The sequence below is a fragment of the Bradyrhizobium forestalis genome, assembly GCF_002795245.1.
GTDB lineage: Bacteria > Pseudomonadota > Alphaproteobacteria > Rhizobiales > Xanthobacteraceae > Bradyrhizobium > Bradyrhizobium forestalis.
Genome location: NZ_PGVG01000006.1, coordinates 211,215 through 232,750 on the forward strand (window position 1 = coordinate 211,215; position 21,536 = coordinate 232,750).

Below are 21,536 nucleotides of genomic sequence, written 5' to 3' on the forward strand. Positions count from 1 at the left end.
CCTCACGTCGGGATAGTCGTCTGATATTGTATCAGGCCATCGTCGAGTTTCACCCACGCCAGCTTTTCCGAGACCCAGATGTGCTCGGTCGGCGCGAAGGCGTTGCGATCGTCGAAAGTGGCCAGCGCCACGCCCGCCAGCGTGCCATTGCGACGCCAGGCGAACAGGCGCGTGCCGCACTGCTTGCAGAACACACGGTCGATGTTTGCGGACGACGCATAGCGGGCGGTCTCGCCCTCGACGGTGAGCGCGCGCTGGTCGAACTGCGCGCGGGCGAAGTAGGGCGATCCCATCGCCTTCTGGCAGATGCGGCAATGGCAGATGCGGACGTTGAGCGGCTCGCCCTCCGCCTTGAACCGCACCGCGCCGCACAGGCAGCCGCCTTCCCGGATCATGGCTCAGGCCACCCGCCATTCGCCGACCTGGCGCGCCATGTTCCAGTTCAGATTGTCGAGATCGCCATCCATGTCGGAATTCCTGCGTCTGGTGTTGGTGAAGGCGGCCCAGCAGAAGCCGCCATGGGTGCGCACGGCAATCGTGCTCGTGCCCGGCAGGCTGCCATTGTGCCACCAATTGTCCAATTTGTTGACGCAAAAACCCTTGGCGTAGTCCGGGCTGTAGCTGGGCGCGGTGGTCATGACCTGGATGGTGCGCGGCCGCAGGATGTTCGCCGGTCTCGTGTAGCCGTCGACATGCATCATGAACTGCACGAGATCCGCCGGCGTCGCGATCCAGCCGCCATGGGAATCCATCCGCCGGACATTCATGCTGTAGGGATTGTCGCCCTGGCCGTAATAGGCGACTTCGCCGGCCTGGCGCTGCTCGCGGGTGTTGCCGGCGATCGTCATGTCGCTGATGCCGCAGCGCGCCAACACCTCGCCGCGGGCATGCTCGGCATAGGGCTTGCCGGTGAGCTTCTCGATGACGCGGCCGAGCACGCAATAGCCGAAATTGGAATAGGCGTAGTGCTGGCCCGGCGGTCGGTCCAGCGGCCGATTGGCGAGCGTCCAGGCGATCAGCTCGGCATGATCCATCCGCGGATGGGAGAACATGGGATCGCGGTTGTCGTTGCTCCAGCCGCCGGCGGTGTGGGTCAAGAGATGCTCGAGCGTGATCTGGTCGATGCCGGCAGAGTAGGGCGGCTGTCCGTAATCGGTGCCGAGCAGCGCGCCTGGGCCGAACACGCGGTCCGTCAGCTTGAGGCGGTTCTCCTCGATCAGGCGGAAGATCGTGACCGAGGTGATCATCTTGCTGACGCTGGCGATCCGGAACAGATGCCGCGGCGTCACGGCCTCATTCCGCTCGATATCGGCAAGACCAAAGGCGTCCTCATGGACAACAGTGCCGGCATAGCCGATCGCGACGGACATTGCCGGCACGCCGTACTTGTCCATGAAGCTGTGTGCCAGCCGTGCCATGGCGCCGCGCTCGGCCGGCGAGGGCGGGCGGATACTCGGCGGGCTGGGTGCGAGCTGCGCGAGTGTCGTCGACGACAGCAGCGGCAGCGCGCCTGCGCCCGCCGCGAGCTTCACGAACTCCCGACGCCCAAAATCACGTCCACGCTGCATGGTCCGCCCCTAGCAGGGGCGGCCAGTGCTTCAGTAGGTCGCCCGTCCGCCGGAAATATCAAACACCGCGCCGGTCGAGAAGGCACAATCTTCGGACGCGAGCCAGGCCACCATCGCGGCGAGCTCCTCCACCAGGACGAAGCGGCCCTTCGGAATCTTCGACAGCATGAAGTCGATATGCTGCTGCGTCATCTGGTCGAAGATCGCCGTCTTCGCGGCCGCCGGTGTCACCGCGTTGACGAGGATGTCATGGGCGGCGAGCTCCTTGCCGAGCGACTTCGTCAGCGCGATCAGGCCGGCCTTGGAGGCCGAATAGTGCGCCGCGTTCGGATTGCCTTCCTTGCCGGCGATCGAGGCGATGTTCACGATGCGCCCATATTTCTGCTTGAGCATCGCGGGCACGATCGCCTTGCTCACGATGAAGGGGCCGTCGAGGTTGATGCGCAGAACCTTGCGCCATTCCTCAAGATCGGTCTCCCAGACCGGCTTGTTGACGCCGGCGATGCCGGCATTGTTGACGAGGATGTCGATCTTGCCGAACGCGGCCAGCGTCGCATCGCGGGCCGCTTCGACAGCGGCGGTGTCGGTGACGTCGACCTTGAAGACCCTTGTTTCGCCGCCGATCTCCTTTGCGGTTTTCTCGGCCAACGTCGAGTCAAAGTCCCAGATCGCGACCTTGGCGCCGGAGGCGGTGAGGCGCTGGGTGATCGCGCGACCAAAGCCCTGCGCGCCGCCGGTGACGATGGCGACGCGGCCGTTGAGATCGATCTTGTTCATGCCGGAAGCCTCTGGCGTCAGAGCATGTAGCCGCCGTCGACGACGAGGTCGACGCCGGTGGTGAAGGCGCTCTCGTCGCTGCCGAGATAGACCGCCATGGCGGCGATCTCCTCGGCAGTGCCGAGCCGGCCCATCTTCTGGCGGGAGATGAACATCTCCTTGCCCTGCGGCCCTTGCGCTGCGGCGCGGTCGAGCATCGAGGGGGTCTCGACTGTGCCGGGGCAGATCGAGTTGCAGCGGATGCCCTTGGTGATGAAGTCGAGCGCAACCGCACGCGACAGCAGCGACACCGCCGCCTTCGACGAGCTGTAAACGTAGCGGTTCGCCGGCGGCCTCAAGGCCGCGCAGGACGAGATGTTGACGATGCTGCCGCCGCCGCCCGCAATCATCTCGGGCAGGAACGCCTTGATGGTCCGGTGCATCGACTTGACGTTGAGGTCGAACGAAAAGTCGAAATCCTCTTCGGAGCACTCCAGGATGGTGCCGTGGTGCACGAAGCCGGCCGCATTGAGCAGGATGTCGATCTTGCCGACGCGCTTGGCAAAGGCGTTGACGTCGGCGGTGTTGCGGACGTCGAGCTTGGCCACTTCGGCGATGCCTTCCTTGGTCAAGCCAGCGATCCCGGCCTCGTTGATGTCGGTGGCGATGACGGTCGCGCCTTCACGCGCGAATGCGATCGCGCAAGCGCGCCCGATGCCTGCTGCCGCAGCCGTGACGACGGCGCGCTTTCCCTTGAGGCGGTCTGCCATTTTCTTGTTCTCCTTGTGAGTTCGTCATTCCGGGGCGCGCCGCTTGGCGCGAGCCCGGAATCCATGGTGCAAAGTGCCGTAGCCCGGATGAGCGCGCAAGCGCGACATCCGGGAACGGGATGTCCCGAGTGTCGCTTCGCTCACCCGGGCTACGTGTGCCTAGCTCAGTGATTATCCCGCGCCACGCCAAACGCACCGGCGACGTTCTGATAACGCGTGGCGAGCTCCATGCAGGCGCCGGTCGACTGCTGGCCGACGGTGTTGCGATAGATCTCCTGCCACGGCGTCTGGTTCGGCGGATGCTTGAAGCCGCCATTGGCCTTGAGCTCGGCGTGGCGCTTCTTCAGCTCCTCGTCCGAGATCAGGATGTTGGCGCTGCCCTTGTTGAGGTCGATGCGTACCTTGTCGCCGGTCTTCAGGATCGCGAGACCGCCATTGGCGGCGGCTTCCGGCGAAGCATTGAGTATCGAGGGCGAGCCTGATGTGCCAGACTGGCGGCCATCGCCGATGCAGGGCAGGGACAGGATGCCGCGTTTGATCAGCGCCGCCGGCGGCTGCATGTTCACGACCTCGGCGCCGCCGGGATAGCCGATCGGTCCGGTGCCGCGGATGAACAGCACGCAGCGCTCGTCGATGTCGAGCGAGGGATCGTCGATCCGCTCGTGGTAGTCCTCGGGACCCTCGAACACGATGGCGCGGCCCTCGAACGCGTTGAGGTCCTTCGGGTTGCTGAGATAGCGGTCGCGGAATTCCTTGGAGATCACCGAGGTCTTCATGATCGCGGAATCGAACAGATTGCCCTTCAGCACCAGGAAGCCGGCGTCCTTCACCAGCGGCTTGTCGTAAGCCCAGATCACGTCGTTGTCGGGGACCGGCGCGTTGGCGCAGTTCTCGCCGATGCCGCGGCCGTTGACCGTGACCGCGTCCTCATGGATGCGCTTGTGCTTCATCAGCTCGCGCACCACGGCCGGCACGCCGCCGGCGCGGTGGAATTCCTCGCCGAGATAGAAGCCGGCCGGCTGCATGTTGACCAAGAGCGGCACGTCGTGGCCGACCTTCTGCCAGTCCTCGATCGACAGCTCGACGCCGATGTGGCGGGCGAGGGCGTTGATGTGGATCGGCGCGTTGGTCGAGCCGCCGATCGCCGAATTGATCACGATGCAGTTCTCGAACGCCTTGCGGGTCAGGATGTCCGAGGGCTTGAGGTCTTCCCAGACCATCTCGACGATGCGCTTGCCGGTCTCATAGGCGATCTGGCCGCGCTCGCGATAGGGAGCGGGAATCGCCGCACAGCCCGGCAGCGAGAAGCCGAGCGCTTCGGCAAGCCCGTTCATGGTCGAGGCGGTGCCCATGGTGTTGCAGTGGCCGACCGAGGGCGCCGAGGAAGCCACGATCTCCATGAACTCCTCATAGTCGATCTCGCCGGCCGCGAGCCGCTCGCGCGATTTCCAGACGATGGTGCCGGAACCGGTGCGCTCGCCGGCGTGCCAGCCGTTGAGCATCGGGCCGCCCGACAGCACGATTGCGGGCAGGTTCACGGTGGCCGCCGCCATCATGCAGGCCGGTGTGGTCTTGTCGCAGCCGGTGGTGAGCACCACGCCGTCGAGCGGATAGCCGTAGAGAATCTCGACCAGGCCGAGATAGGCGAGGTTGCGGTCGAGCGCCGCGGTCGGGCGCTTGCCGGTCTCCTGAATCGGGTGGGTGGGGAATTCCATCGCGATGCCGCCGGCCTCGCGGATGCCCTCGCGGACGCGGTGGGCGAGCTCGATATGGTGGCGGTTGCAGGGGGAGAGGTCGTTGCCGGTCTGGGCGATGCCGATGATCGGCTTGCCGGATTGAAGCTCGGCGCGGGTGAGACCGTAGTTCAAATAGCGCTCCATATAGAGCGCGGTCATGCCCGGATTGTGCGGGTTGTTGAACCATTCCTGCGAGCGAAGATGGCGGCGAGTACCGTTGCTGCCGGCGGCTTGCCCATTGGTTGGTTTCTTTGTCATTGGTTTCTCCTGCAATGCAAACGCACTGGCGTCCGTCTCATGGTGTCGGCATGTGCGATGCCCCAACGGCGCGAGCGATGATCTGCCTTCCCGCTGGCGGGTCGTTTCCTCACGAGTCCGATACTAGTCGTGGCTGCTTGGTAACGCTATCATTTTGTTCGCCGCCCCCGCGCCGGAAACGCCTGGCCTGTTGTCCGAACGTCGCGCCGACGAGCTTTGCCGCTCGATCACCTTGAAGCCGAGATCGAGCACGGGCTGCTCCGGGCGCCGGCCCTCGATCGCCTCGATCAGCATGGTGGCAGCCGTCTTGCCCATCTCGTAGCGGTTGGTGCGGACGCTGGTGAGGGTGGGGACGGCGGAGGCCATGAATTCGAGGTCGTTGAAGCCGACGATCGCGATCTGCCCGGGGACTGCGATCTCCCGGCGCCGGCATTCGAACAGCACGCCGAGCGCGAGGTCGTCATTGGCGCAGAACACCGCATCGATCTCGGGCTCCCGCGCCAGGAGATCGGTGAACAGCGCTCCGCCAAGCGTCACCGAAGTCGGTGTGGCCGTCGTGACGACGAGGCGCTGATCGAACAATGCGGCGTCCTTCATCGCCGAGACATATCCGTCCAGCCGCCGCTGCACCCTGGGATCCATGCGTGCGCCGACGAAGCCGATTCTGCGGTGGCCTTGTTCGAACAGATGCGCGATCGCTGCGCGGGCCGCATCATAGTGCGAAAAGCCGATCATCATGTCGACTGGATCGGGGCCGGTCTCCATGATCTGCACGATCGGGCAGTCCGCGGCTTCGAGCATCGCGCGGGACTCCGCGGTCTGGTCGATGCCGGTGACGATCAACCCGGCCGGCTTCTGCGCCAGAAACAGGCGCAGCAGCTTCTCTTCCTGGAGAATGCTGTAGCGCGTGTTCGACAACTGGATCGAGTAACGGCTGCCTTCGGACGCGTCATAGATGCCGCGCAGCACGTCCGAAAACACGTTATTGGTGAGCGAGGGGATCAATACACCGATGACTTCGGTGCGTTGCGAGGCGAGTGCGCGTGCGGCAAGGTTGGGCACATAGCCGAGCTCCTTGGCGGCGCTCTCGACCCGCGTCCGCTTGGCGACCGACAGGGCCTCCGGGTTGCGGAAGAAGCGGGACGCGGTAATCGGGCTGACGCCGGCGAGCTCGGCCACTTCGGCCAGCCGGATTTTGCCTGACTTGGTGCGTTTTCGACCCATTTGCTGCTCTTAACACAGTCGGTCCCGCAAACAAAGGAACGTTGACAGCGCTACCAGCAACGACTAACCAAAGACAAATTGCCAAAACCGCACAAACTACCGACAATGTCGCCCGCTAAGATCGGGCTTCGTTCGGTGAAGTCTGAAGAACAAGACGGTCGCGGCGCTTAGGGGCGTCGTGGACTTTCGAGGAGGGAGCTAGATGTCGTCTGTGCAAATCCGCGACGTGCGGAAATCGTTCGGCAATTTTGAAGTCCTGCACGGCGTGACGATTCCGATCGAGGATGGCCAATTCGTCGTCCTGGTTGGCCCCTCCGGCTGCGGCAAGTCGACGCTTCTGCGCATGCTCGCCGGCCTCGAGAACATCACCTCCGGCACGATCTCGATCGGCGACCGCGTCGTCAACAATGTCCAGCCCAAGGAGCGGGACATTGCGATGGTGTTCCAGAACTACGCGCTCTATCCGCACATGACGGTCGCGGACAACATGGGCTTCTCGCTGAAGTTGCGGAATGCCGGCGCCGACGAGATCAACAAGCGCGTCAAGCGCGCCGCCGAGATCCTCGCGCTGTCGCCGCTGCTCGACCGCTATCCGCGCCAGCTCTCCGGCGGCCAGCGCCAGCGCGTCGCCATGGGCCGTGCCATCGTGCGCGATCCGCAGGTCTTCCTGTTCGACGAGCCCCTGTCGAACCTGGACGCCAAGCTGCGCGTCGCCATGCGCACCGAGATCAAGGAGCTGCACCAGCGGCTGAAGACGACCACCGTCTACGTCACCCACGACCAGATCGAGGCCATGACCATGGCCGACAAGATCGTCGTCATGCATGACGGCATCGTCGAGCAGATGGGGACGCCGCTCGAGCTCTACGACAAGCCGGAGAACCAGTTCGTGGCCGGCTTCATCGGCTCGCCCGCCATGAACTTCCTCAAGGGTCATGTGCGCGTCAACGGCGTTGCGACCTTCGAGGGACCGAACGGCGTCAAGCTGCCGCTCAAGACTGCGCCGACGGCCTCCGACGGCCGTCCCGCCGTCTATGGCGTGCGGCCTGAGCATTTCACCATCGCCGACGATGGTGCCGAGGCCGAGATCATCGTGGTCGAGCCGACCGGCTCGGAGACGCAGGTGTTCGCAAAGCTTGGCGGCGAGCAGGTCGTTGCCGTCTTCCGCGAGCGTCACCAGTTCAATCCGGGCGACAAGGTCCGGCTGAAGCCGGATCCGTCGCTGGTACATCTGTTCGACGATGCGACGGGCAAGCGCATGAATGCCTAGCGCGCAAGACGACAAAGCATAAGACAACAAAAAGCATCACAGGGAGGACGACATGCAAGACTTTTCCCGCCGGTCTCTGCTTCAGGGCGGAACGGCACTGGCCGCGACCGGCATGCTGACCGGGCCGGCACTGTTCGACTTCGCCAAGGCCTGGGCGCAGAGCGCGCCCTGGAAGGCCGAGCCCGGCGCCAAGCTGACCGTGATGCGCTGGAAGCGCTTCGTGCCGCAGGAGGACGACGCGTTCAACGCGATGGTTGCGGCGTTCAAGGCTGCCACCGGCACCGAGATGAACGTGTTCAGCGAATCCTTCGAGGACGTGCAGCCGAAGGCCTCGGTTGCGGCCAATACCGGCTCCGGGCTCGATCTCGCCTGGGGTCTGCACACGCTGCCGCAGCTCTTCCCCACCAAAGTGCTGAAGATGAACGACGTCGCCGATTATCTCGGCAAGAAATACGGCGGCTGGACCGATGCGGCGGCCAAGACCTGCAAGCTCGGCAACGACTGGCTCGGCATCCCCGTCGCCACCAACGGCGGCTACATGACCTACCGCAAATCGGCGCTCGACAAGGCCGGCTTCAAGGAATTCCCGAAGGACTTCCCCGGCTTCCTCGAGATGTGCAAGGCCCTGAAGGCGAACAACACGCCCGCCGGCTTCGCGCTCGGGCATGCCTCGGGCGACGGCAATTCGTGGCTGCACTGGGTGCTGTGGGGGCACGGCGCCTACACGGTCGACCAGAACGACAAGATCATCATCAATTCGCCGGAGACGGCGAAGGCGCTGGAATATACCAAGGCGCTGTACGACAGCTTCATCCCGGGCACGGCGTCCTGGAACGACTCCTCCAACAACAAGGCGTTCCTCGCCGGCGAGCTCTATTGCACGGCGAACGGCATCTCGATCTACGTCGCCGCCAAGACGGATGCCAGCAAGAAGGAGCTTACCGCGGACACCTATCACGCGCTCTGGCCGGTCGGTCCGGTCGGCAAGCCGACCGAGCTGCAGCTGGCGCTGCCGATCCTCGCCTTCAACTTCACCAAATATCCGAACGCGGCGAAGGCCTTCGTCGCCTTCATGCTGGAGAAGGAGAACTACGAGAAGTGGCTGGACGGCGCGCAGGGCTATCTGACGCAGACCTTGAACGCCTATGAGTCGGCGCCGATCTGGACGGCTGATCCCAAGAACGCCGTGTTCTCGCAGGCCTCCAAGCGCACGCTGCCGGCGTCCGGCATCGGCACGGTCGGCGAGAAGGCGGCGACTGCAATCGCCGACTTCATCGTCGTCGACATGTTCGCCAACTACTGCACCGGCGCCAAGGATGTGAAGGGCGCGATGGCGGAAGCCGAGCGCCAGCTGAAGCGCATCTATCGCTGACAGTCACGGGGCGGGCGGCCCTCCGGCCGCCCGCTCGTCAACATTTCGATCAGGGATATCGGGCATGGCTGATGTCGCAATTCCCCGGGCCAAGCCTCAGATGAGCGAGGACAGCGCCTGGATCCAGCTCAAACACAATCGCAACTGGCTCGGCTTCTGGTTCATGGTGCCGGCCATGGCCTTCCTGATCTTCTTCCTGGCCTATCCGCTCGGGCTCGGCATCTGGCTGTCCTTCACGGACACCCGCATCGGCAGGGTCGGGCACTTCGTCGCCACCGAGAACTATGAGTGGCTGTGGGACGATTCCATCTTCTGGCTGTCGGTGTTCAACACGCTGCTCTACACCTTCGTCGCCAGCGCCCTCAAATTCGCGATCGGGCTCTATCTCGCGCTGCTCTTGAACGAGAACATGCCGTTCAAGGCGATGCTGCGCGCGATGGTGCTGATCCCCTTCATCGTGCCGACGGTGCTCTCGGCGCTGGCGTTCTGGTGGATCTTCGACTCGCAATTCTCCATCATCTCCTGGTCGCTGAAGCATCTCGGCCTGATCAACCAGAACATCAACTTCCTCGGCGACACCACTTGGGCCAGAATTTGCGTGATCTTCGCCAACATCTGGCGTGGCGTTCCGTTCGTGGCGATCACGCTGCTCGCGGGGCTGCAGACCGTCTCGCCGTCGCTCTATGAAGCCGCAACGCTCGACGGCGCAACGCGCTGGCAGAATTTCCGCTACATCACCTATCCGCTGTTGACGCCGATCATCGCTGTCGTGATGACCTTCTCGGTGCTGTTCACCTTCACCGATTTCCAGCTGATCTGGGCGATGACACGTGGCGGTCCGGTCAACGCGACGCACCTGATGGCGACCCTGTCTTATCAGCGCGCGATCATTGCGGGGCAGCTGGGTGAGGGTGCCGCAATCTCCAGCGCCATGATTCCTTTCCTGCTCGCGGCCATCATGATTTCGTGGTTCGGATTGCAGCGCCGCAAGTGGCAGCAGGGAGAAAGCAATGACTGACCTGCCCACCAGATCCATCGATCTCAAGGCCGTATTGTCCGCCTCGTCGCCGACGGCCGATCACAGCGAAGGCATGAGCTATCTGCAGTCGGTGCCGCGGCGGATCGTGACGCTCTACCTGCCGCTCGCGATCATCGTCGTGATCCTGCTGTTTCCGTTCTACTGGATGGCGCTGACCTCGGTGAAACCGGACGAGCAACTGCTCGACATGGAGACCTACAGCCCGTTCTGGACCTGGAGCCCGACGTTCAAGCATTTCCACAAGCTGCTGTTCGAGAGCTACTACCCGCACTGGCTCTGGAATACGATGTACGTGGCCGTCTGCGCGACGGTGCTTTCGATCTTTGCGAGCGTGCTGGCCGCCTATGCCATCGTGCGGTTGCGTTACAAGGGCGCCAATCTCGTCGGTGGGCTGATCTTCCTCGCCTATCTCGTGCCGCCTTCGATCCTGTTCATCCCGCTCGCCACCGTCGTGTATCAGTACGGTCTATTCGACTCTCCGCTGGCGTTGATCCTGACCTATCCGACGATCCTGATCCCGTTCTCGACCTGGCTGTTGATGGGATATTTCAAGACCATCCCGTTCGAGCTCGAGGAATGCGCGCTGATCGACGGGGCGAGCCGCTGGCAGATCCTGATCAAGATCGTCGTGCCGCTCGCCATTCCCGGCCTGATCTCGGCCTTCATCTTCTGCTTCACGCTGTGCTGGAACGAGTTCATCTACGCCCTGACGTTCCTGCAGTCGACCAGCAACAAGACGGTGCCGGTGGCGATCGTCAACGAGTTCGTGGACGGTGACATCTACCGTTGGGGCTCGCTGATGGCGGGCGCGCTGGCCGGCTCGCTGCCGCTCGTGATCCTTTACGCCTTCTTCGTGGAGCATTATGTGTCGGCGATGACCGGCGCCGTGAAGGAATGATCGCGGGGCTTGCCGAGGGCGCGTCAGGAGCGGCGCGCTGCGGCCAATAAGAAGGAGTTGAGCTCTTGCACATTCTGGTTCTCGGTGCCGCCGGCATGGTCGGCCGCAAGCTCTGTGAACGGCTGTTGCGCGACGGCCGGCTCGGCAAGAGCGACATCACCAAACTGACCATGCACGACGTGGTCGAGCCGAAGAAGCCGGAGCAGGCCGGCTTCCCCGTCGAGACCGTCTCGGGCGATTTCGCCGTGCCGGGCGCGGCCGAGAAGCTGATCGCCGGCCGCCCCGACGTGATCTTCCATCTCGCCGCGATCGTCTCCGGCGAGGCCGAGCTCGATTTCGACAAGGGCTATCGCATCAATCTCGACGGCACGCGGATGCTGCTCGACGCGGTCAGGCTTGTTGGCGGCGGCTACAAGCCGCGCGTGGTGTTTACGTCCTCGATCGCGGTGTTCGGCGCGCCGTTCCCGGATGCGATCGGCGACGAGTTCTTCCACACGCCGCTGCTCAGCTACGGCGCCCAGAAGGCGATCGGCGAACTATTGCTCGCCGACTACTCGCGCCGCGGCTTCCTCGACGGCATCGGCATCCGCCTGCCGACCATCTGCATCCGGCCGGGCCTGCCCAACAAGGCGGCCTCGGGCTTCTTCTCCAACATCCTGCGCGAGCCGCTCGCCGGCAAGGAGGCGATCCTCCCGGTGTCGGAGGATGTCCGCCATTGGCACGCCACGCCGCGCTCGGCCGTCGGCTTCCTGCTGCACGCCGGCACCATGGATCTCGCCACGGTCGGCCCGCGCCGCAATCTGACCATGCCGGGCCTGTCGGCCACGGTCGGCGAGCAGATCGCCGCGTTGAAGCGGGTTGCAGGTGAAAAGGTCGCGGCCCGCATCAAGCGGGAGCCGGATCCCTTCATCGTCGGCATCGTCGGCGGCTGGCCGCGCAATTTCGATGCAAAGCGCTCGCGCGAGCTCGGCTTCACCACCGCCGAGAAGACTTTCGACGATATCATCCGCATTCACATCGAAGACGAGCTCGGTGGCAATTTCGTCGCCTGACCTCTGACTGAGCGGGCCCTGGTGATGGCGAGCGTTGCTTGCATCGGCGAATGCATGGTCGAGCTCCGGCAGGCGCAAGGAGGCGCGTCTGCCGGGCAGGGCGGCGGCCTGTACTCGCGCGGTTTCGGCGGCGATACGCTCAACACCGCCGTCTACCTGGCGCGGCTCGAGGTCAAGGTCGACTATCTCACCGCGCTCGGCGACGACGCCCTGAGCGATGAGATGATCGCGGCCTGGCATGCGGAGGGCGTCGGCACGCGGCGCGTCGTGCGGCTGGCCGGCAAGCTGCCCGGCCTCTACATGATCCAGCTGGATGCCAAGGGCGAGCGCCAGTTCTTCCATTGGCGCGACAGCGCGGCGGCGCGCCAGCTGATGAGCCTGCCGGAGACCGACGAGCTGCTCAACTCGCTGATGAGCTATGACATCGTCTATCTCTCCGCCATCACGCTCTCGATCTACGATGCGGCCGGGCGCGAGCGCCTGTTCGCGGCGATCAAGCGCGCGCGCCTGCTCGGCACCCGCTTCGTGTTCGACACCAATTTCCGCGCCCGCGGCTGGCCGGATCGCGACGTCGCGCGCGAGGTCTTTGCCGCGGCCTTCGCAGCCGCCGACATCGTGCTGACCTCGACCGAGGACCTGCTCGCGCTCTATCCCGGCGAAAGCCAAGAGCAGCTGATGGCGCGCATCCCGACCCCGGAGCTGGTGTTCCGCCTCGCCGAGCCAGTGAGCCTCTTGCGCTTCCCGGGGGGGACCCACGAGGTCCGCGCCGAGCCCATGACCAAGCCCGTGGTCGACACCACCGCCGCCGGCGACAGCTTCGCCGCCGCGTACATTGCCGCCCGGCTCGCCGGCGCGGAACCGGTGGAGGCCGCCCAAGCCGGGCACCGGCTCGCCAGCATCGTGATCTGCTATCCCGGCGCCATCATTCCAGGCTATGCCATGCCGCCGAGGAAGCGGCACCGGCCGGCGGCCTCTCGCCAGGCCACCAAGTAAAGCGACCAAATGAAATAGAGCCCCATGACCACGACTGCCCAACAGAATCACCTCGTCGCGCTGTTCAAGGACGCGACCGTCATTCCCGTCCTCACCATCGAGCGCATCCAGGATGCCGTGCCGCTGGCGCGTGCGCTGGTCGCCGGCGGCGTCCGCACGCTGGAGGTGACCCTGCGCACCCCCGTTGCGATCGAGGCCGCGAGGGCGGTGATGGCCGAGGTGCCTGAGGCGGTCGTCGGCATCGGCACGATCCTCAATCCGGCCGACTTCACCCGGGTCGAGAAGCTCGGCGTTGCGTTCGGCATCAGCCCGGGCCTGACCCCTGATCTGCTCAAGGCCGCAACCGACAGCTCCTTGCCGTTCGCGCCGGGCATTGCCACGGCCTCCGAGCTGATGATGGCGCTGTCCTACGGCTTCGACGTCGCAAAGTTCTTCCCGGCCGAGCAGGCCGGCGGCATCAAGGGCCTGCGGGCGCTCGGCGGGCCGTTCCCGAACGTGCGGTTCTGCCCGACCGGCGGGGTCGGCGAGGCCAATGCGGCGACCTGGCTGGCCGAGCCCAATGTGGTGGCGGTCGGCGGCTCCTGGCTGTGCCCGACGGCGGAGATCCGGGCCGGGAACTGGGCCGGCATAACTGCCATCTGCCAGCGCACCCTCAAGGCCCTGAAAGCCGCGTGAAGTCTTGCCATCCCTGGGCTAAGACTTAGCTCAGGAAGAGACCTCCAGGGAGAAATGACCATGACCGCCAGCATCGTCGGATGGGCGCATACGCCGTTCGGCAAGTTCGACACCGAAACCGTCGAAAGCCTCGTCACCCGCGTCGCCAACGAGGCGCTGGCGGATGCCGGCATTTCCGCCTCCGACGTCGACGAGATCGTGCTCGGGCATTTCAATGCCGGCTTCTCGCCCCAGGATTTCACCGCCTCGCTGGTGCTCCAGGCCGATCCGAAGCTGCGCTTCAAGCCGGCGACCCGTGTCGAGAACGCCTGCGCCACCGGCTCTGCCGCCGTGCACCAGGGCCTGCGCGCGATTGCCGCAGGCGCCGCCAAGATCGTGCTGGTCGTCGGCGTCGAGCAGATGACGCGCACGCCTAGCGCCGAGATCGGCAAGAACCTGCTCAAGGCGTCCTACCTGCCCGAGGACGGGGACACCGTCGGCGGCTTCGCCGGCGTGTTCGGCAAGATCGCCAGTTCCTATTTCCAGAAATACGGCGACCAGTCCGATGCGCTGGCGCTGATCGCGGCCAAGAACCACAAGAACGGCGTCGCCAACCCCTTCGCCCAGATGCGCAAGGATTTCGGCTTCGACTTCTGCCGCGCCGAGAGCGAGAAGAATCCTTACGTTGCCGGTCCCTTGAAGCGCACCGACTGTTCGCTGGTCTCCGACGGAGCCGCGGCGCTGGTGCTGGCCGATGCCGAGACCGCCAAGGGCATGACCAAGTCGATCGGCTTCCGCGCCACCGCGCACGCCCAGGACTTCCTGCCGATGAGCAAGCGCGACATCCTCCAGTTCGAGGGCTGCACGGTCGCCTGGCAGCGCGCGCTGGAGAAGGCCGGTGTCACCCTGTCCGATCTCTCCTTCGTCGAGACCCATGACTGCTTCACCGTCGCCGAGCTGATCGAGTACGAAGCGATGGGCCTGACGCCGAAGGGGCAGGGTGCCCGCGCCATCAAGGAAGGTTGGACCCTCAAGGACGGCAAGCTGCCGGTCAATCCGTCCGGCGGCCTCAAGGCCAAGGGTCATCCGATCGGCGCCACCGGCGTGTCCATGCATGTGATGACCGCGATGCAGCTCGTAGGGCAGGCGCCCGAGGGCATGCAGCTCAAGAACGCCAAGCTCGGCGGCATCTTCAACATGGGCGGTGCTGCCGTCGCCAACTACGTTTCCATCCTGGAGCCGTTGAAGTAGCCTCTCGTAGGGTGGGTTAGCCCCGCGACTGCGCAAAGTGCAGTTTGCGCGGCGTAACCCACCACTTCGACCTCAGTGCGTAAGAGGTGGGTTACGCCTTCGGCTAACCCATCATACGCATTAAGTTCTTTGCGTTAGATCATGGCAGGCCCCCGCGGCCTCCTTAATGCTCTGATTGATTTTGCGGGAAATGCATCATGGGCAATGACTACGAAGACTCGCTGTCGATGGACGCGCTGAACGATCGCATCGCGATCCTCGAGGACAATATTCGCCAGCTCATCGAGCAGGCCGCTGCCGCCTCGGGCGAGCAGAACGAGTCGCGCATCGCCGACCGGATCAGCCAGCAGAATGAAGAGCTCGACCGGCTCCTGAAGATCCGGGAATCCCGTCAGAAGAAATAGTAGACGATATCGCCGCGCGGCGCATGCCGCCATACGCTGCCCGCCCTTGCGCGAGCGGCGGCACTGCCGTTAGCTGGACCGAAATCGCGGGCCATGCCTTGAGCCCCGCGCAATCGGGAGCGAACGATGGGGCCGCTGAAGGGCATCAAGGTCATCGACATGACCACCGTGCTGATGGGGCCCTATGCGACCCAGATGCTCGGCGATTACGGTGCCGACGTCATCAAGGTGGAGTCGCTGGACGGCGATGTCACCCGCCTGATCGGCCCGATGCGACACGCCGGCATGGGCCCGGTGTTCCTCAACACCAACCGCAGCAAGCGCTCGATCTGCCTCGATCTGAAGAAGCCTGCGGGGCGCGAAGCCGTGTTGCGGCTGCTCAAGGACGCCGACGTGCTGGTCTACAACGTTCGTCCGCAGGCGATGGCGCGGCTGCAGCTCGGCTACGATGTCGTCTCCGCCATCAACCCGCGCCTGGTCTATGCCGGCGTGTTCGGCTTCGGCCAGGACGGGCCGTATGCGGCAAAACCCGCCTATGACGATCTGATCCAGGGCGCCACCGCGCTGCCGGCGCTGATGGCGCAGACCGGCGACGGCGTGCCGCGCTACGTGCCGAATGCGCTGGTCGACCGCATCGTCGGCCTCACCGCGGTCGGGGCGATCTGTGCCAGCCTCGTGCACCGCGACCGCACCGGCCGCGGCCAGCGTCTGGACATCCCGATGTTCGAGACCATGGCCGGCTTCGTCATGGGCGACCACATGGGCGGGCTCACTTACGAGCCGCCGCTCGACAAGGGCGGCTATGCCCGCCACCTCTCGCGCGACCGCAGGCCGTACAAGACCTCGGACGGCTATCTCAGCGTCATCGTCTATAACGACAAGCAGTGGGAGAACTTCTTCAAGGCCACGGGGCGCGACGACCTGCGCACCGACCCCAAATTCGCGACCTTCGCCGGCCGCGCCGCCAATATCGACGTGGTCTACGCCGAGCTCGCCCACATCTTCGAGACGCGTACCACGGCCGAGTGGATCGACCTGCTGACCAAGGCCGACGTGCCTGTGATGCCGATGCACGATCTCGCCTCGATCCTGCACGACGAGCATTTGGAGGCGACCGGCTTCTTCCCGGTCGTCACCCATCCGACCGAAGGCCCGATCCGCAGCATGAAGGTGACGGCGAGCTGGTCCGAGACCGAGGCCGAGCCGGTGCGGCTGGCGCCGCGGCTCAACGAGCACGGCGCGGAGATTTTGCGCGAGGTCGGGTATTCCGCCGACGAGATCGCCGCCATGGTGCGCGATGGCGTCACGCGCGCGGCGCCGGAGTAGGGGGAGCAGTGATGAAAACGGCTCTCTCATCCGTCATTCCGGGGCGCGACAAAGTCGCGAGCCCGGAATCCATTTATCCTCCGCACATGACGCGCGATGGATTCCGGGCTCGCCCCTTCGGGCCGCCCCGGAATGACAGCGGAGAGATAGCACCATGAGCTTCATCACCGGCGTCGGCCTCACGCCGTTCGGCAAGCATGAAGGCTCGTCCTCGCTCGACTTGATGAGCAAGGCCGCGCAAGCCGCGCTCGACGATGCCGGGCTGAAACGTGGCGAGATCGACGGCATTCTCTGCGGCTACTCGACCGTGTCGCCGCACATCATGCTTGCGACGGTTTTCGCCGAGCATTTTGGCATCCGCCCGTCTTACGCCCACGCCGTGCAGGTCGGCGGCGCCACGGGCCTTGCGATGACCATGCTCGCCCATCACCTCGTCGAAGCCGGCGTCGTGCGCAATGTGCTCGTCGTCGCCGGCGAGAACCGCCTCACCGGGCAGAGCCGCGACGCCTCGATCCAGGCGCTGGCGCAAGTAGGCCACCCCGACTACGAGGTGCCGCTGGGTCCGACCATTCCCGCCTATTACGGCCTCGTCGCCACGCGCTACATGCACGAATACGGCGTGACCGAAGAGGACCTCGCCGAATTCGCGGTGCTGATGCGCGCCCACGCCTGCACCCATCCGGGCGCGCAATTCCATGACCCCATCACGGTCGCCGAGGTCATGGCCTCCAAGCCGGTCGCAATGCCGCTCAAGCTGCTCGACTGCTGCCCGGTCTCCGACGGTGGCGCGGCGTTCGTCATCAGCCGCGAGCGGACCGGGGAAGCGGGGGTTCGCATCCGCGGCTGCGCCCAGGCGCATACCCATCAACATGTCACGGCCGCCCCCGCCCTCAGCGAGCTCGGCGCCGAGATCTCCATCGCGCGCGCCAGGGAAGCCACGGGCCTTGCGATATCAGACGTACGCTATGCCGCGATCTACGACAGCTTTACCATCACGCTCGCGATGCTGCTGGAAGACCTCGGCCTTGCCGGCCGCGGCGAGGCGGCCGCGCGCGTGCGCGCCGGCCATTTCAGCCGCGACGGCGCGATGCCGCTGAACACCCATGGCGGCCTGCTCAGCTACGGCCATTGCGGCGTCGGCGGCGCCATGGCGCATCTGGTCGAGGCGCATTTGCAGATGACGGGGCGGGCGGCTAGCCGGCAGGTGCGCGATGCCTCGATAGCATTGCTGCACGGCGACGGTGGCGTGCTGTCGTCTCACGTGAGCATGTTCCTGGAGCGGGTGCGATGAGCGAGCGTCTGGCCGACTGGACCAAGGGCGAAGCGGCCATCACCTACCAGGTCTGCGCCTCCTGCGGCCACGTGCAGTATTTTCATCGCTCCTTCTGCGCGGCCTGCGGTGCATCTGGCCCGCGCGAGCAGCGCGCCAGCGGCAAGGGCAGGGTATACGCGACCTCCCTGGTCTGCCGCGCCGCCACGCCCGAGACGCGCACGCACGTGCCCTACAACATCCTGCTGGTCGATTGTGCCGAGGGTTTTCGCATGATGGCCCATGGCGAGAATGACCTCGCCATCGGCGATTCGGTCATTGCGAGCTTCAAGCCCTTTGCCGGCAAGCTGGTGCCGTTCTTCGCCAAACAGAAATAGTGGGATCCGTCATTCGGGGGCGGTCCAAGGGACCGAGCCTGGAACGGGTATTCTGGGCTTGGCCTGTGCGAGGGCCACCCCGGAATGACGGAAACGCTAAAACTCGAACTAACGCCCGTAGAACAAGATGCTGGCGATGACGAGCATCGCCGTCACCGCCAGCATATGCGCGAGCGCTCCCGAGGCCGCCCCCTTGGTGGCTTCCTTCATGCCTTTTCTCCCTAGACTTGGGCGTGACTCATCGTTGCGCGCACTGCGCACCCGACGGCCAATTGTTTTACTCGGAACACCCCTTGCGAGTATTCGCCGCGACTTGTCCCCACGCAGCGAATATCGACTGTGTCAGGTTCGATCAGCAATGCGGCGGCAATTTGACTCGATGATGTTGCTCCTGCGTCCACGCGCGAATAGAGTCTTTGGGAACCTTCGCCGATGGCGACAACAAGCATCAAAAGCCAAGAGAAACGTCAGGGAAAACTTCAGGAAAATCATGGCCCGCATTCAGTACAGCGACCCGTCCAAGGCATCCGACCGCACCCGCGAAATCCTCGACAAGAACCGTCATGCCAACATCTTCCGGATGATGGCGCATTCGCCGAGTTACTTTGAGCAATACTGCCGTCTCGGCGGCGCGATCAGGCACAAGGGCGAGCTCGATCCCGTCGTTCGCGAGCTCGCGATTACCCGCACCGGAATCTTGTGCGAGGCTCCGTACGAGATCGTCGCGCACAAGCGGATCGGCAAGAATGTCGGCGTCACCGACGCGCAGAACGAGGCGCTCGAGAACTGGCAGGCCGCATCTTGCTTCAATGAGGTGCAGCGCGCTGCGCTCGCCTTCACCGACGAGATCGTGAAGCTGAAGAAGCCGACGGACGCGACCTTCAAGGCGATCGCGTCGAAGCTGACACCGGCCGCATTGGTCGAATTGCAGCTCTCGGTCGGCTTCTACATCATGACGTCGAAGTTCCTGGAGACATTCGAGATTGATCTTCAGCCTGTCACCGAAGTGGTGGGCTGATCCGAAGCCGCTGTGAGGGATGGTCATGACGATCGATGAATATGCGGCCTGGGCCGCAACCATTGCGAAAGTCGATGAGCATCCCTCGAATGAGCGGCTGTCCTATCTCGGGCTTGGTCTTGCGGGTGAAGCGGGCGAGGTCGCCGAGCACATCAAGAAGCTCTTGCGCGACGACTGGCTCGACAAAGCGGGTCTGGTCGAAGAACTCGGCGATGTCATCTACTACTGGGCCTGCCTGTGCGCCGCCACGGGCCAGCAGCCGTCCGAATTGCTCAAGGCTAGCGCCGCCAAGATCAGGCGACGCATCAGCGAAGCGGCAAGTCGCTAGAACAAGAGGTGTATGCTGGGGCACTGACTGTCCCCGCAGCGTCATGGCCGGGCTTGTCCGGGACAAGCCCCGGGCATGACGGCCTCATGTGCATGAATGCCAACCACTACATCGACGTCAGAATATCCACCTTCGCATTGGCCACGATCAGGCGATCGGCCAGCAGCTGCGCCAGGTTGCGCATGATGCATTCGCTGGCGCGCGGGTGCTGCTTGCGGAAGCGCTCGAAATCCTTCAGTGGCACCACGAATGCGGTTGCCGCCATGTCGGCGAAGACGTCGGCGGAGCGGGTCGGCTCCAGCAGCGCCATCTCGCCGAACGCCATGCCGGCGGTGAGTGTCGCCAGCCGTACGCCGTCGGGCAAGGCGACGTGCACCGCGCCGCTGCGCAGGAAATACAGGGCATCGGCAGGATCGCCGGTTGCAAGAATCTTCGCGCCGGACTGATAGGTCCTGATGGTGCAGAGCGAGGTAAGATCGGTCAGTTCCTCCTGGCTCAGCCCTGCCAGCAGCGGCTGCTCGGCAAGCTCGGTGGTCTCGTGAAAATCGATCGAGCCGCCATAGCGGTAGACGATCTGATCTTCGGCCCATTCGATCGCGGTGTCGAGCAGGTAGAAGTCGCGGACGTTCTTCAGCTCGGCGGTCCATTCGCGCAAGCTGTTCCATTCCTTCGACGCGCGCCGAACGCCTGACAAAACCACCGTGACATTCAGCGCGGCCAATTCCTCGAAGGCCTCCGCCACAAGTCGTGCGCCGGCGCGTGTGGTCGAGGTCACGCGGTGAAGGTCGAAGATCACGAATTGCGGCCGCGGCCGGCCGGCGAGCCGGCGCGAGACGTAGTCGACCGCCGACAGCGACAGCGTGCCGACCAGCTCGATGATCCGCACCTCCTGCTCATGCGCGGCGAGGATCTCGCGCTCCTGCGGCCGGCGCACGCGGCGCGACGGGCTCTTGCCGATGTCGTAATCGGCGATGACGGCGTTGCGGACATCGTCGCTGCGGTTGAGCATGTGCAGATCGTAATGCGACGACAGCGCCTCGCAGACCTTGATGCCGCGCACGCTGTTGCCATGCTTGTCGAGCTTTGGAGAATAGCTGCCGAGGCCGAGCCGGGCAGGGAGCGCGGCCAAAATGCCGCCGCCGACGCCGCTCTTGGCGGGAATGCCGATCCGGTAGATCCATTCACCGGCATAGTCGTACATGCCCGAGGATGTCATCACCGACAGCGTGCGCGAGATCGCGTAAGCGCTCAGCACCTGCTCGCCGGTGACGGGATTGATGCCGCGATTGGCGAGGGTTGCCGCCATCACCGCGATGTCGCGCGCGGTGACCAGCACGGCGCATTGCCGGAAATAGACGTCAAGCACCGCCGCAACGTTGTCCGAGATCACCGCGTTGGTCTTCAGCAGATAGCCGATGGCGCGGTTGCGGTCGCCGGTCTGGCTCTCCGAACTGTAGACCGCCTCGTCGACCGCAAGGTCGCGGCCTGCAAAGCGGCTGAGTGCAAGGCGGATCTGCTCGAAGGCTTCCGCGCCCTTGCTGTCATAGATCAGCCCGGTGCAGGCGATCGCGCCGGCATTGACCATCGGGTTGAACGGATGGTTCTCGGAATTGAGCCGGATCGAGTTGAAGGGGTCGCCGGAGGGCTCGACGCCGATCGCGCTCTCGACCTTGCTTGCGCCGAGCAGGTCCAGCGCCAGCGCGAACACGAAGGGCTTGGACATCGACTGGATGGTGAAGGGCACCCGGCTGTCGCCGACCTCATAGACATGGCCGTCCAGCGTCGCCAGGCTGATGCCAAAATAGGCAGGGTCGGCCTTGCTCAGCTCGGGAATGTAGTCCGCGACATGGCCCGAGGTCTCGGCGGAGAATTCGCTGAGGCAATTGTCCAGAAACCGCAGCAAGGGCGGCTTCGAGCGGGTCCAGGCGGTGGCGGCGGGCAGTAGCGGCTTCATCGCCGCACTTGTGCAACG

At 64.7% G+C, this 21,536-nt stretch carries 21 protein-coding genes; 14 read left to right on the top strand and 7 right to left on the bottom strand.

From position 1 onward, the window contains the following. Positions 1–2 precede the first annotated feature (2 nt). The 6 genes from CVM73_RS10105 to gntR all read right to left on the bottom strand — a co-directional run bounded on the left by CVM73_RS10105 (position 3) and on the right by gntR (position 6,312). On the bottom strand, positions 3–395 hold the full coding sequence (locus CVM73_RS10105) for a GFA family protein (protein WP_100231849.1): 393 nt from the start codon (positions 393–395) through the stop codon (positions 3–5). A 3-nt stretch (positions 396–398) separates the two neighbouring features. Then, positions 399–1,568, bottom strand: coding sequence for a serine hydrolase domain-containing protein (locus CVM73_RS10110; protein ID WP_100231850.1), 1,170 nt, complete (start codon positions 1,566–1,568; stop codon positions 399–401). Positions 1,569–1,598: 30 nt separating this feature from the next. Continuing rightward, positions 1,599–2,345, bottom strand: coding sequence for an SDR family NAD(P)-dependent oxidoreductase (locus tag CVM73_RS10115; protein WP_100231851.1), 747 nt, complete (start codon positions 2,343–2,345; stop codon positions 1,599–1,601). A gap of 17 nt (positions 2,346–2,362) precedes the next feature. Next, positions 2,363–3,094, bottom strand: a complete 732-nt coding sequence (locus CVM73_RS10120; protein WP_100231852.1) for an SDR family oxidoreductase — start codon at positions 3,092–3,094, stop codon at positions 2,363–2,365. 164 nt (positions 3,095–3,258) lie between these two features. Beyond that, entirely contained in the window at positions 3,259–5,088 is a 1,830-nt protein-coding gene (locus CVM73_RS10125; RefSeq protein WP_100231853.1) for an IlvD/Edd family dehydratase, read from the bottom strand. Between the two features lie 123 nt (positions 5,089–5,211). Further along, on the bottom strand, positions 5,212–6,312 hold the full coding sequence (gene gntR / locus CVM73_RS10130) for an HTH-type transcriptional regulator GntR (protein ID WP_100231854.1): 1,101 nt from the start codon (positions 6,310–6,312) through the stop codon (positions 5,212–5,214). A gap of 202 nt (positions 6,313–6,514) precedes the next feature. Here gntR and CVM73_RS10135 point away from each other — a divergent pair, with 202 nt between their 5' ends. From CVM73_RS10135 to CVM73_RS10200, 14 genes are all read left to right on the top strand, one after another. After that, a complete protein-coding gene (locus CVM73_RS10135; RefSeq protein ID WP_100231855.1) occupies positions 6,515–7,582 on the top strand; it encodes an ABC transporter ATP-binding protein in 1,068 nt (355 codons plus the stop codon). 52 nt (positions 7,583–7,634) lie between these two features. Continuing rightward, positions 7,635–8,954 carry an ABC transporter substrate-binding protein gene (locus tag CVM73_RS10140; protein WP_100231856.1) on the top strand — a complete coding sequence of 440 codons (1,320 nt, stop codon included), beginning with the start codon at positions 7,635–7,637 and terminating at the stop codon, positions 8,952–8,954. A gap of 100 nt (positions 8,955–9,054) precedes the next feature. Continuing rightward, entirely contained in the window at positions 9,055–9,972 is a 918-nt protein-coding gene (locus CVM73_RS10145; RefSeq protein ID WP_208639190.1) for a carbohydrate ABC transporter permease, read from the top strand. Continuing rightward, positions 9,965–10,891 carry a carbohydrate ABC transporter permease gene (locus tag CVM73_RS10150; protein WP_100231858.1) on the top strand — a complete coding sequence of 309 codons (927 nt, stop codon included), beginning with the start codon at positions 9,965–9,967 and terminating at the stop codon, positions 10,889–10,891. Before CVM73_RS10145 ends, CVM73_RS10150 begins: the two co-directional genes overlap by 8 nt. A 65-nt stretch (positions 10,892–10,956) precedes the next feature. After that, positions 10,957–11,943 (top strand): D-erythronate dehydrogenase, encoded by a 987-nt coding sequence (gene denD / locus CVM73_RS10155; RefSeq protein ID WP_100231859.1) that lies wholly within the window; start codon positions 10,957–10,959, stop codon positions 11,941–11,943. Between the two features lie 24 nt (positions 11,944–11,967). Next, positions 11,968–12,936 carry a sugar kinase gene (locus CVM73_RS10160; RefSeq protein WP_100231860.1) on the top strand — a complete coding sequence of 323 codons (969 nt, stop codon included), beginning with the start codon at positions 11,968–11,970 and terminating at the stop codon, positions 12,934–12,936. 24 nt (positions 12,937–12,960) lie between these two features. After that, a complete protein-coding gene (gene eda, locus CVM73_RS10165) occupies positions 12,961–13,611 on the top strand; it encodes a bifunctional 4-hydroxy-2-oxoglutarate aldolase/2-dehydro-3-deoxy-phosphogluconate aldolase (protein WP_100231861.1) in 651 nt (216 codons plus the stop codon). Between the two features lie 60 nt (positions 13,612–13,671). Beyond that, positions 13,672–14,841 (top strand): acetyl-CoA acetyltransferase, encoded by a 1,170-nt coding sequence (locus tag CVM73_RS10170; protein ID WP_100231862.1) that lies wholly within the window; start codon positions 13,672–13,674, stop codon positions 14,839–14,841. Positions 14,842–15,038: 197 nt separating this feature from the next. Continuing rightward, positions 15,039–15,245 (top strand): hypothetical protein, encoded by a 207-nt coding sequence (locus CVM73_RS10175; protein WP_100231863.1) that lies wholly within the window; start codon positions 15,039–15,041, stop codon positions 15,243–15,245. Positions 15,246–15,371: 126 nt separating this feature from the next. After that, positions 15,372–16,571, top strand: a complete 1,200-nt coding sequence (locus CVM73_RS10180) for a CaiB/BaiF CoA transferase family protein (protein ID WP_100231864.1) — start codon at positions 15,372–15,374, stop codon at positions 16,569–16,571. Positions 16,572–16,725: 154 nt separating this feature from the next. Next, the gene (locus tag CVM73_RS10185) at positions 16,726–17,862 is read left to right on the top strand and encodes a thiolase family protein (RefSeq protein ID WP_100231865.1); all 1,137 of its coding nucleotides are present in this window, start codon (positions 16,726–16,728) and stop codon (positions 17,860–17,862) included. Further along, entirely contained in the window at positions 17,859–18,218 is a 360-nt protein-coding gene (locus CVM73_RS10190; protein ID WP_100231866.1) for a Zn-ribbon domain-containing OB-fold protein, read from the top strand. Before CVM73_RS10185 ends, CVM73_RS10190 begins: the two co-directional genes overlap by 4 nt. A gap of 490 nt (positions 18,219–18,708) precedes the next feature. Further along, on the top strand, positions 18,709–19,236 hold the full coding sequence (locus tag CVM73_RS10195; protein ID WP_100231867.1) for a carboxymuconolactone decarboxylase family protein: 528 nt from the start codon (positions 18,709–18,711) through the stop codon (positions 19,234–19,236). A gap of 25 nt (positions 19,237–19,261) precedes the next feature. Further along, positions 19,262–19,564 carry a nucleoside triphosphate pyrophosphohydrolase family protein gene (locus CVM73_RS10200; protein WP_167406753.1) on the top strand — a complete coding sequence of 101 codons (303 nt, stop codon included), beginning with the start codon at positions 19,262–19,264 and terminating at the stop codon, positions 19,562–19,564. A 106-nt stretch (positions 19,565–19,670) separates the two neighbouring features. Here CVM73_RS10200 and glsA read toward each other — a convergent pair whose 3' ends face one another. After that, entirely contained in the window at positions 19,671–21,518 is a 1,848-nt protein-coding gene (gene glsA, locus CVM73_RS10205) for a glutaminase A (protein WP_100231869.1), read from the bottom strand. Between the last annotated feature and the right edge of the window lie 18 nt (positions 21,519–21,536).

What these genes read in the sequence shown, in the direction of transcription:
- CVM73_RS10105 (WP_100231849.1), bottom strand. Translation starts at nt 395, where the DNA reads ATGATCCGGGAAGGCGGCTGCCTGTGCGGCGCGGTGCGGTTCAAGGCG.
- CVM73_RS10110 (WP_100231850.1), bottom strand. Translation starts at nt 1,568, where the DNA reads ATGCAGCGTGGACGTGATTTTGGGCGTCGGGAGTTCGTGAAGCTCGCG.
- CVM73_RS10115 (WP_100231851.1), bottom strand. Translation starts at nt 2,345, where the DNA reads ATGAACAAGATCGATCTCAACGGCCGCGTCGCCATCGTCACCGGCGGC.
- CVM73_RS10120 (WP_100231852.1), bottom strand. Translation starts at nt 3,094, where the DNA reads ATGGCAGACCGCCTCAAGGGAAAGCGCGCCGTCGTCACGGCTGCGGCA.
- CVM73_RS10125 (WP_100231853.1), bottom strand. Translation starts at nt 5,088, where the DNA reads ATGACAAAGAAACCAACCAATGGGCAAGCCGCCGGCAGCAACGGTACT.
- gntR (WP_100231854.1), bottom strand. Translation starts at nt 6,312, where the DNA reads ATGGGTCGAAAACGCACCAAGTCAGGCAAAATCCGGCTGGCCGAAGTG.
- CVM73_RS10135 (WP_100231855.1), top strand. Translation starts at nt 6,515, where the DNA reads ATGTCGTCTGTGCAAATCCGCGACGTGCGGAAATCGTTCGGCAATTTT.
- CVM73_RS10140 (WP_100231856.1), top strand. Translation starts at nt 7,635, where the DNA reads ATGCAAGACTTTTCCCGCCGGTCTCTGCTTCAGGGCGGAACGGCACTG.
- CVM73_RS10145 (WP_208639190.1), top strand. Translation starts at nt 9,055, where the DNA reads ATGAGCGAGGACAGCGCCTGGATCCAGCTCAAACACAATCGCAACTGG.
- CVM73_RS10150 (WP_100231858.1), top strand. Translation starts at nt 9,965, where the DNA reads ATGACTGACCTGCCCACCAGATCCATCGATCTCAAGGCCGTATTGTCC.
- CVM73_RS10160 (WP_100231860.1), top strand. Translation starts at nt 11,968, where the DNA reads ATGGCGAGCGTTGCTTGCATCGGCGAATGCATGGTCGAGCTCCGGCAG.
- eda (WP_100231861.1), top strand. Translation starts at nt 12,961, where the DNA reads ATGACCACGACTGCCCAACAGAATCACCTCGTCGCGCTGTTCAAGGAC.
- CVM73_RS10170 (WP_100231862.1), top strand. Translation starts at nt 13,672, where the DNA reads ATGACCGCCAGCATCGTCGGATGGGCGCATACGCCGTTCGGCAAGTTC.
- CVM73_RS10175 (WP_100231863.1), top strand. Translation starts at nt 15,039, where the DNA reads ATGGGCAATGACTACGAAGACTCGCTGTCGATGGACGCGCTGAACGAT.
- CVM73_RS10180 (WP_100231864.1), top strand. Translation starts at nt 15,372, where the DNA reads ATGGGGCCGCTGAAGGGCATCAAGGTCATCGACATGACCACCGTGCTG.
- CVM73_RS10185 (WP_100231865.1), top strand. Translation starts at nt 16,726, where the DNA reads ATGAGCTTCATCACCGGCGTCGGCCTCACGCCGTTCGGCAAGCATGAA.
- CVM73_RS10190 (WP_100231866.1), top strand. Translation starts at nt 17,859, where the DNA reads ATGAGCGAGCGTCTGGCCGACTGGACCAAGGGCGAAGCGGCCATCACC.
- CVM73_RS10195 (WP_100231867.1), top strand. Translation starts at nt 18,709, where the DNA reads ATGGCCCGCATTCAGTACAGCGACCCGTCCAAGGCATCCGACCGCACC.
- CVM73_RS10200 (WP_167406753.1), top strand. Translation starts at nt 19,262, where the DNA reads ATGACGATCGATGAATATGCGGCCTGGGCCGCAACCATTGCGAAAGTC.
- glsA (WP_100231869.1), bottom strand. Translation starts at nt 21,518, where the DNA reads ATGAAGCCGCTACTGCCCGCCGCCACCGCCTGGACCCGCTCGAAGCCG.